Source organism: uncultured Hymenobacter sp., assembly GCF_964242765.1.
Classification (GTDB): Bacteria; Bacteroidota; Bacteroidia; order Cytophagales; family Hymenobacteraceae; genus Hymenobacter.
The window spans coordinates 1-9228 of the sequence record NZ_CAXTBM010000118.1 but is presented as its reverse complement, the minus strand read 5'-3'; the positions used below and the strand labels follow the sequence as shown (position 1 = coordinate 9228).

The 9228-nt window shown below is 54.3% G+C and carries 10 protein-coding genes; 2 read left to right on the top strand and 8 right to left on the bottom strand.

The window, feature by feature from the left end; all coding sequences use genetic code 11:
* Nucleotides 1-717, top strand: a 717-nt coding sequence (locus tag ACFE7X_RS24520) for a GNAT family N-acetyltransferase (RefSeq protein ID WP_375438311.1), incomplete at its 5' end; no start/stop codon positions are given.
* A gap of 79 nt (nucleotides 718-796) precedes the next feature.
* On the opposite strand, the gene coaE is transcribed toward ACFE7X_RS24520, so the two are convergent.
* The 8 genes from coaE to ACFE7X_RS24480 form a co-directional block, all read right to left on the bottom strand.
* The gene (gene coaE / locus ACFE7X_RS24515) at nucleotides 797-1390 is read right to left on the bottom strand and encodes a dephospho-CoA kinase (protein WP_375438310.1); all 594 of its coding nucleotides are present in this window, start codon (nucleotides 1388-1390) and stop codon (nucleotides 797-799) included.
* Nucleotides 1391-1510: 120 nt separating this feature from the next.
* A complete protein-coding gene (locus ACFE7X_RS24510) occupies nucleotides 1511-2473 on the bottom strand; it encodes a hypothetical protein (protein ID WP_375438309.1) in 963 nt (320 codons plus the stop codon).
* A gap of 111 nt (nucleotides 2474-2584) precedes the next feature.
* Nucleotides 2585-2902 (bottom strand): preprotein translocase subunit YajC, encoded by a 318-nt coding sequence (gene yajC / locus ACFE7X_RS24505; RefSeq protein WP_375438308.1) that lies wholly within the window; start codon nucleotides 2900-2902, stop codon nucleotides 2585-2587.
* 119 nt (nucleotides 2903-3021) lie between these two features.
* A complete protein-coding gene (locus tag ACFE7X_RS24500; RefSeq protein WP_375438307.1) occupies nucleotides 3022-3528 on the bottom strand; it encodes a DUF1573 domain-containing protein in 507 nt (168 codons plus the stop codon).
* A gap of 211 nt (nucleotides 3529-3739) precedes the next feature.
* Nucleotides 3740-4744 carry an isocitrate/isopropylmalate dehydrogenase family protein gene (locus tag ACFE7X_RS24495; RefSeq protein WP_375438306.1) on the bottom strand — a complete coding sequence of 335 codons (1005 nt, stop codon included), beginning with the start codon at nucleotides 4742-4744 and terminating at the stop codon, nucleotides 3740-3742.
* A gap of 183 nt (nucleotides 4745-4927) precedes the next feature.
* Entirely contained in the window at nucleotides 4928-5239 is a 312-nt protein-coding gene (locus tag ACFE7X_RS24490; RefSeq protein ID WP_375438305.1) for a YtxH domain-containing protein, read from the bottom strand.
* A 161-nt stretch (nucleotides 5240-5400) separates the two neighbouring features.
* Entirely contained in the window at nucleotides 5401-6585 is a 1185-nt protein-coding gene (gene nusB / locus ACFE7X_RS24485; RefSeq protein ID WP_375438304.1) for a transcription antitermination factor NusB, read from the bottom strand.
* 119 nt (nucleotides 6586-6704) lie between these two features.
* Complete coding sequence (locus ACFE7X_RS24480; RefSeq protein ID WP_375438303.1) at nucleotides 6705-7796, bottom strand: Glu/Leu/Phe/Val dehydrogenase dimerization domain-containing protein; 1092 nt, start codon at nucleotides 7794-7796, stop codon at nucleotides 6705-6707.
* 261 nt (nucleotides 7797-8057) lie between these two features.
* Here ACFE7X_RS24480 and ACFE7X_RS24475 point away from each other — a divergent pair.
* On the top strand, nucleotides 8058-9228 hold a 1171-nt coding region (locus ACFE7X_RS24475; protein ID WP_375438302.1), incomplete at its 3' end, for an ABC transporter transmembrane domain-containing protein.

The window sequence follows — 9228 nt, the reverse complement described above, 5'->3', positions numbered from 1 at the left end:
CCGTATTACCAGCAGCTGTTCGAAACGTACGGCTTTCAGCTTTACTTCAAGCAATACACTTGCTACCGCGAAGTGGCCATGCAGCTTCACCCCAACTTCGAGCGGGCCGCCACGCGCTACGCCCAAGAGCACCCGGAGTTTCGGTTCGCCCATGCCAACAAGCAGGACCCGGAACACATGGCCCGCGACTTTCACCACGTCTACAACTTGGCGTGGGCGAACCACAGCGGCGTGGCGGCCATGCCCCTTGACAAGGCGCGCGACCTAGTGCAGCAAATGAAGCCCGTGCTCGACGACCGTCTGCTCTGGTTTGCCTACAACGGCGACGAGCCGGTAGCTTTCTTCGTAAGCTTGCCCGAGCTAAACCAGATTTTCAAGCACGTCGGCCACAATTTCAACTTGTGGGCCAAACTGCGCTTCCTGTGGGAAAAGCGCCGTTATAATCAACGTTCTGACAAAAAACTGTTTGGAGTCATTTTCGGAGTGGTTCCGGCTTGGCAAGGCAAAGGGGTGGAAAGCGCTTTGATGGTGCACGCGCAACAAGAGTTTATGCGCAGCGGCTATTCCGAAATCGAGATGAATTGGATTGGCGACTTCAACCCCCGCATGCTGGCCACCATCCGCTCCATCGGAGCCCGCATCTACAAAACGCACATCACGTATCGTTACCTGTTCGACCGGGAGCGGCCATTCGAACGAAGCTCTATAATTCGATAGAGAGTGAACGAGTAACTGAATAACAAGTGAAATGTGTTAGCTAACAGCCACTCCGTAAGCTACTTCACTCGTTCACTCCCTACCGGCTAAATGCCTCGTGCAGTGTCAGCACCTGCGGAATTAGCAGGTGCTCGTCGTCATTATATATTACGTGCTCGGCGCGCTGCACTTTCTCTTCCTCGCTCATTTGCTTTCCAATGATGGCCAGTACATCATCGGGGGTGCGGTGCGGGTCGCGGCGCAATACGCGCATTTGACGGACAGGTTGAGGCGCAAAAACAGTAATAATTTGGTCGAGTTGTCGGTAAGCTCCCGATTCGTACAATAAAGCGGCTTCTTTGAGCAGATAACGCGAACCTACTATTTCCTGAGTAATTGACCAAGCCTCGAAATCGCGCCCGACAGCGGGGTGTACCAGAGCGTTCAGGCGCGCTAGCTGGGTGGGGTCAGTGAAAGCTACTCGCGCCAAATACACTCGGTCGAGTTGACCAGTGGCATCAAAGGTAGCCGAACCAAATGCAGCCGTTAGCTCATCGCGCAGTAAGACATCGTGGCTCATTAGCCATTTAGCCCGCGCATCTGAGTCGTAAACGGGTGCTCCCAATACCTGGAACAAGCGGCAAACAATACTTTTTCCAGACCCTATTCCACCCGTTATACCAATGCGAAACATATCTTTTCAAGAAGACTATGTGGTTGGTGCTGACCACTCCAACGGCTTGCTCACTCATCCTCAGCAACCAAAATAGGTAGGCTACAAGCTAGCCGTTTGAACTCCCCCAGTAACTGGAACTTACTTAAGGCTGACCCGGACAGCGCGGGTAATGACGCGGCTGCCTCGGGTAGCAGCGGGAGTGGCCGTAAGCACAGGCTGCAAGCTAGAATCAGGTCCGGTGAACGAGCTGAAATGAAGCTGCACGCGCACTTCACTTCGGTCGAGGCGGGCAGTATCTTCTGCGAAGCACTGGAGTTGCACCTGTACAGTAGCAGGCTGTAGCTGGTAGTCCCGGCCTGCCGGAAAACCAGTTAGTTCTGGCACCACTTGCACCGGCACGTTCACCAGGGGTCGGGCCTGAAGGCGCACTCGCACCTCAGGCACATTGGTTTTGACTAGCTCGGGTCCTCCTATCGGGACCCGTAGTGTGCCGTTGGTGCTGCTGGCAGGTGCTTGCGGCAAATGCACTGGATACGGATTAGCCAACGCCTCCACTTGGCTGGCAGGCCCTTGAAAAACAACAGCTTGCGGCTCGAAACGGGCGGCATATGGTAGCGCCGAACCATCGGCCGCCGGACTAAGCGTGAGTGGTAGTTGCCGGCTCACCAGCCGGTCGAAGCTGACCCACAGGGTATCGCTGATCAGGTAATTGAATTGCAGGCCTTCCATGGCAGCTTGCAAGGCCGGGCGCACGGCATTTCCTGTTACGTAACGCGCAGCAGGCAAGCCCCGCAACAACGAAATTTCAGCGGGCTTTACATCTAGCATTAGCTCTTTCCGCAGTAGTTTCCATCCTCTACCAGTCACGTTTACAGCTACTTCGAGGGGTAATGGTTGTACTGGAATGTAGCGCGTATTGTCGTAGCGCCAAGCCAGCGGGTAAACGATGCGCGTGGTATACGTTTTCCCTAAAGCATTGAGCAGCCAGAAGGTACTGGCCGCCAAAAAACAAGCCGCTACAACCCGCCAATAACTGCGCCTCTCCTTGTGGAGCGGGCTGACAAACCAGCGCAGTAAACTGACAGAGCGAACAAGCGGCATATTAGAACTTCATGAATGCGAGGCTAACAACACAAATGCAGTGGCAGAAAGCCTGATTACAACAAACCAAGCGTGGTTTACTTTCTAGCTCTTATCCGGGTCTTTACTTCGCTACTCCTTAATCACCTCTTTGACTGGCTTAACTTCCCGGGCAATAGCCGAGCGGTCGAACTTAAGCCGGGTACCACGGTCAACTTCTATGGTTACGGAGTCTTCGTTCACGTCCAGCACTTTTCCGTGCAGGCCACCAATCGTAACGATGGTAGAGCCTTTCGTAATAGAATCACGAAACTTCTTGGCCTCTGCCGCTTTGCGCTGTTGCGGCCGGATCATAAAGAAATACATGACCACGGCAATGCCAATCAGCGGCAGAAAAGAAACCCAGCTTTCTCCAGCGGGTTGGGCCTGTAATAAGAGCGTAAGCAACATGTAGAGTGCCTGATTGGGTGGGAGTTGAGTGAAAAAATAGCTGCCTAACTGCGTGCGCTGTTCAACCACCTGGATTTCCAAGAACGACGTACTCAGTTACGCAGCTACTCCGTCATTCTTTATTGCGCAAGGGGGCCTTGAGAACCGTCGGGGAGGATGTTGGCTTTGATGCTAACCGTAGTGATGCTCGGCGCGGTGTTGGCGCGCACCGATACTTGTTTGTTTTGAATGCCCGACTTGCCGTGGCTATCGAACTGCACGTCAATGGTGCCTTTAGCGCCAGGTGCTATCGGCTCCTTAGACCAATTAGGCGTGGTGCAACCACACGAAGCCTGGGCGTTTTCGATGAGCAGCGGCGACTTGCCGGTGTTCGTAAATTCGAAGGTGTGCTTCACCACGTCGCCGGGTTTGATGTCGCCGAAATCGTGCTCTGCTTGGGCGAAGGTCATTACTGGCGCATTCGGATTGGGCACTTCCGTATCCGACACCACATTCGGATTGTCAACGGTTGGGTTGGCGGCAGCTTCGCTGGCATCAGTGGCAGCGGCGTTCATGCCTTCGGCGCCTACTTCAGTGGTTTTGTCTGTGTTACAGGCACTTACTAGCAGGATACTAGAAAGTAGCAAGGAGGAAAAAAAGGTGCGTTTCATATCTGTTTTAGAAGCCCCCAGCATGGCGGCACGACGTAAAAGTTTCAGTAAAATTACAGTTTATTCGCATCTAGCTAGCGCGGTTGTACGCAAAGAAGGATGCTTCTATAGCAGAACGAGTTGTAATTGCCTCGTCGTTCCACGCTAGAAGAATCCTCCGTCTTACTGCTTTGTTTTGCTGGCTAAGCTATTTGCCCAGGTTATTGATGATGGCCTGCGCAAACTCGCTCGTTGACGCCTTGCCACCCAAGTCGCCGGTGCACTTCTCCTTGTCTTTAAGCGTAGCTTCCAGCGCCTTTTCAATGGTGTCGGCGTACTGGTGCTCGCCCAAATAGTGCAGCATCATTAAGCCCGAACGCAATAGCGCGGTCGGGTTGGCTTTGCCCTGACCCGCAATATCCGGCGCCGAGCCGTGTACCGCTTCAAAAATGGCCATGTCGTCGCCGATGTTGGCGCCGGCCACTACCCCTAGGCCACCGACCAAGCCGGCGCACAAATCCGACAAGATGTCGCCGAACAGGTTGGTGGTAACCACCACGTCAAACTGCTCGGGCTTGTTGACGAGCTGCATGCACATGTTGTCGATTATTTTGTCCTCGAACACGATGTGCGGAAATTCATTGGAGGCGTCTTTGCACGCGTTTAGCATGAGCGTGCCCGCCATTTTCAGAATGTTGGCCTTGTGGGCCAGCGTCACTTTCTTGCGGCCGTGCCGATCAGCGTAAGCGAAAGCTGCCCGGCTGATTTTGCGCGAGCCTTCCTTGGTGATGCGGTTGAAAGAGTCGGCAATGCCGAGCCGCTCGTCGTACACTTCCAGGCCAGAGTAGAGCCCCTCGGTGTTTTCGCGGAACAGCACCAAGTCGATGCCTTCGTAGCGCGTCTTGATGCCCTCGGTGGTTTTAGAAGGCCGCACGTTTTGGTAGAGGTCGTACTTCTGGCGCAGCGTTATGTTGATACTCCGGAAGCCCTTGCCTACCGGCGTAGTAATAGGCCCCTTCAGCGCTACCCGGTTTTTCTCTAAAGACGACAGCAATGCCTGCGGAATTAACTCCCCCGACTGGTCGAAAGTGGTTTGGCCGGCGTTCTGCTCTTCCCACTGCACCGGTACCTGCGCCGCAGCAAAAATATCAGTTACCGCTTTCGTGATTTCGGGGCCAATGCCGTCACCGGGGATGAGAGTGATAAGGTGCATCAAGTAGTGAGTGAAGTGAGGGGATGGGGACACGAGCTTGGTGGCAGCCAAGCAATGCGCCCGCAAAGGTACCACACCAAAATGTGCTAATAACGAAAAAAGTGCGGATGAACTGATCTGCAACGGTGAGGCAACACCCCTGCAAATCAGCCCATCAGCACCTTCTCGATACGCTCGCGGCTTCTAAATGGTCTTGCGAGAATTAATTTGATTGATAAGCTGATCGACGTCGCCCAGGAGTTGCTCGGCCTTACTCTTGGCATCTTGAATAACTCGCTGGCCTTCGCTTTTGGCCGAAGACGGCCCTATATCCGAACGGCTCGTGACGAGGTTTTCGGTGAGGTCGGCTAGATTTTCGCGGTACTTTTCCAGCTTGTAACTCAGCCAGCTACGGGTTTCACGGCCCTTTTCAGGAGCGTACAATAGTCCGACGAGGGCACCGGTGAGGGCACCGCCCGTGAAGCACAGAAGACCAGTTATGGTTTTGCTACCCATGGGATTAGGAGGAAGTATGAAGGATGGGGATTGAGACAGGGAAAGTGAACCTAAGTACGCAGAAGTTACGGTTGAGATTTAATTCGCTTGTAGCAAGAGTTGCGCAGTCAAGCACCCGCCTGCTCCCTTACCAATTGGCGCTAACTTCTTGGCACCCTAGGCTACTGATTATCAAGTAGCCCGCGGCCCGACTTGCGAATGGCTCCGCTAGCCGTCAGATCTTGCGCCAATTTATCTAGAATCCCGTTCACAAACTGCTTGCTCTTGGGGGTGCTGTAAATCTTGCTGATTTCAATGTACTCGTTGATGGTTACTTTCACGGGAATACCACGGAAAAGGTGCATTTCGCACAGCGCCATCTTCAGCAGAATCTTGTCGGTGAGGGCGACGCGCTCCACGTCCCAATTCTGCGTCGATTCGGCAATGAGCTTTTCGTACTTTTCATCTTCCGTCAAAGTCTGCTTATAAAGACTTTCCGCAAACTCTTTGTCTTCCTGCCAGTTAGCCGATAGCGACATCAGCTCCAAGTTCTCGTCGGCGGCTTCGTCGAGCATCTTTACCGTTTTGAGCACCAAGTTCTTGACAATGGGCCGGTTCTCTTCCCAGTTCAAGTCGTCCTGCTCCAAGTAACGGGGCAGACTTTCCCCCTTGAAAACGTAGGTTTTGTAGAGATGCTTGAGTATTTCCTGGTCTTCGGAGTAGTTGCCGGCCGGTGCCGCCAAGTAACTCAGCAGCTCCGGGTCTTGCCGCATTTCATTACGCCACGCCAAGCGTAATACTTCCCGCTCGTCTTCGCCTTGCCACCGCTGGGAGCGGCGAATGGTAAGGTCGATTAGCTGCAAATTACCCACCAGCTTCGCAATGGCGGGGCTCTGCTCTAGCCGGGTAGTGTCGAGCAGCGGCTCCTTGGATGCCAAATGCTTGCGGGCTTCGCGGCCTTTTTCCTCTTCTAGTATCTGAAGCAGCGCCTCCGGAATATTAAGCAGGTGCAAGTACTGGTCGTGGATGCTTTCGGCGGCGTACACCATCTGGCCAGCATAGAACGAAGCGTCCTTGGCTACGGCTTTTTGGTAGTACTTGATAGCATCCTGCACGGCGTCCTGCACGTCCGAATCGTCGCTTTTCTCCGGTTCCTGGCCAGATTTGTGCCACTCCTTAAACGTAAGTTCGGCCATCTTCTGCTGTCCCTTCAGCAGACGCTTGTCCTGCGGTTCGGGCGAGGTAAGGTCAGGCGCGAAGGCATCCGCAATCCGGTCGTTAGCCAATGAAAAATCAGATCCTACGGCCTGATGGTAGGCGTACAGGGCTTGCATGACCTTGATGCGAAGCGTGCGACGGTTGAGCATGGGTTGAGTTGTCGATTGTTGATTACTGATTGTTATTAACTGATCGTTAGTTGCTTGTTCGGCTCAAGCCGGGCTTGCCAGCAATCAACCAATACCAATCAGCAATCAACAATCAGCTACTAATAAGTTGATTTGACCTTGCCGATGGCGGCAATGCGCTCTTCGGCCTGCCGGATGGCGGCAGCTTGGGGGTGGGTGTGCTCTTGCTCGGCTTTGGTGAGCACCTGGGTGGTGTAGTCGTAGATCTTCTCGGTTTGCACGAGCGCCGATTGGCGGCTGCCCCCAATTACCTCGGAGTACACGTTGATGAGGCCACCGGCATTGATGAGAAAGTCGGGCGCGTACACGATGCCGCGCTCCACAAGGGCCGGGCCGTGCACATTCTCGTCTTCCAACTGGTTGTTGGCGCAACCCGCTATGACGCGGCACTTCAAACGGTCGATAGTATCGTCGTTGATGGTGGCACCGAGCGCACAAGGCGAGTAGATGTCCACCTCTTGATCGTAGATTTCATCGAGGCTCACGGCCAGGGCGCCAAAACGGGCGGCAGCTTCCAGCGCGCGGTCTTCGTAGTAGTCGGTTAGCACGAGCTTGGCGCCTTCCTTCTGGAGGTATTCGAGCAGGTACGTGCCCACGTGGCCTACGCCTTGCACAGCAATGCGCTTGCCAGTCAGGCTGTCGGAGCCGTACGCCTTCTTAGCGGCGGCCTTCATGCCCATGTAGGTTCCGTAGGCCGTCACCGGCGAGGGGTCACCGGAGCCACCCATGCTTTCGGGCAGGCCCGCCACGTGCTTGGTTTCCATCCGGATGTATTCCATGTCCTTGGTGGTCATGTTCACATCTTCGGCCGTGATGTATTTGCCGTTCAGGTTCTGCACAAAACGGCCAAACTTGCGCAGCAAACCTTCGGTCTTCATGGTGCGGGCGTCGCCAATAATAACGGCTTTGCCGCCGCCTAAATTCAAGCCCGAAATGGCGGCTTTATAGCTCATGCCACGGGAAAGGCGCAGCACATCGTGCAGGGCTTCGGCATCGGAGGCATAGTGCCACATGCGGGTGCCGCCGAGCGCTGGCCCGAGTACCGTGTTGTGAATACCAATAATAGCACGCAGACCAGTTTCGTGGTCGTGGCAAAACACCACTTGCTCGTGCTGAAACTCGGCAATCTGACCGAAGACCGATGTATCGGTCGCTTCGTGAAATTCAACCATTGGGATGGGGATAGAATGGGTGGGAGATTGGGGGAAGAAAAGAGCGGTACTTGGTTGTTGTATCTTTGAGAGCGGTAACGCGAAGCCATGTTGCCTATTATTTGGCGTCTTTCAAGTGATTGACGTTTAATAGGCGCAGCACTTCGTGGTGCCTCCCTCAATTCGGGTGCAAAAGTAACCCAATTTCCGGTTCCGGCCATTGGGTATGCTATCTACGCGGCTGGCCGGGTCGCTGTTTTCCTGCCTTTATTTACTCCCCTCGTGCGCGCACTTTCCACTACCAATAAATACCTGTTTCGCTACAAATGGCATTTCCTCGGCGGCGTGTTGTTTGTGGCGCTGAGCACCCTGCTAGCCATTTTTCCGGCCCAGATTGTTCGCTACGCATTCGATCTGGTGGGCGAAGGCATCGACTTGTATCATCTTTTTGCGGGCACCTCTTCGCAGGGCGAAGTATACTCGCTGTTTGGCCGCAACGTGCTGCTTTATGGTATGTTGATTATCGTGCTAGCCTTGTTGCGCGGTATCTTTTTGTTTTTTATGCGCCAAACCCTCATCGTGATGAGCCGGCACGCGGAAAACGACCAGAAAAACGAAATCTATCAGCACTACCAGTCGCTGCCGCTGGCGTTCTATCGGCGCCACAGCACCGGCGACCTGATGTCGCGCATTTCGGAGGACGTGGGGCGGGTGCGCATGTATCTCGGGCCGGCGCTGATGTACTTCATGCAGCTCGTCATCCTGTTCGTGCTTATCGTGCCGCTCATGTTCATGGTGAACGTGAAGCTGACTGTCTACACACTACTGCCGCTGCCCGTACTGAGCGTCAGCATCTTCTACGTCAACAACTTGATTGAAAAGAAGAGCGACGAAATTCAGCGTTCTTTGTCGGGCATGACCACGTTTGTGCAAGAGGCCTTTTCGGGCATCCGGGTGTTGAAGTCGTTTGTGCGGGAAGAGGATTCGCACCAGCAATTTGCCGTGGCTTCCAACGAGTACAAGGAAAAGTCGCTGAGTCTGAACTTCGTGAACTCGCTGTTTTTCCCGCTGATCTTGTTTCTGGTCGGACTAAGCACCATCGTCACGGTGTATATTGGTGGCCAGGAAGTTATCCGGGGTACCATCACCACGGGCAGCATTGCCGAGTTCCTGATTTATGTGAACCTGCTGACTTGGCCCGTAACGGCCCTTGGTTGGACCAGTAGCCTCGTGCAACGTGCTGAGGCTTCTCAGGCCCGCATCAACGAGTTCTTGGACCAGAAAACCGACATTATCTCGCAGAAGAATATCGAGCAGGAAATAGTGGGCGACATCGTCTTCGACCACGTCTCGTTTACTTACCCCGACACCGGTATTCAAGCCCTGCGCGACGTCTCGTTCCGCATCCGGCCGGGCCAGACGCTGGCCATCATCGGCAACACCGGCTCCGGCA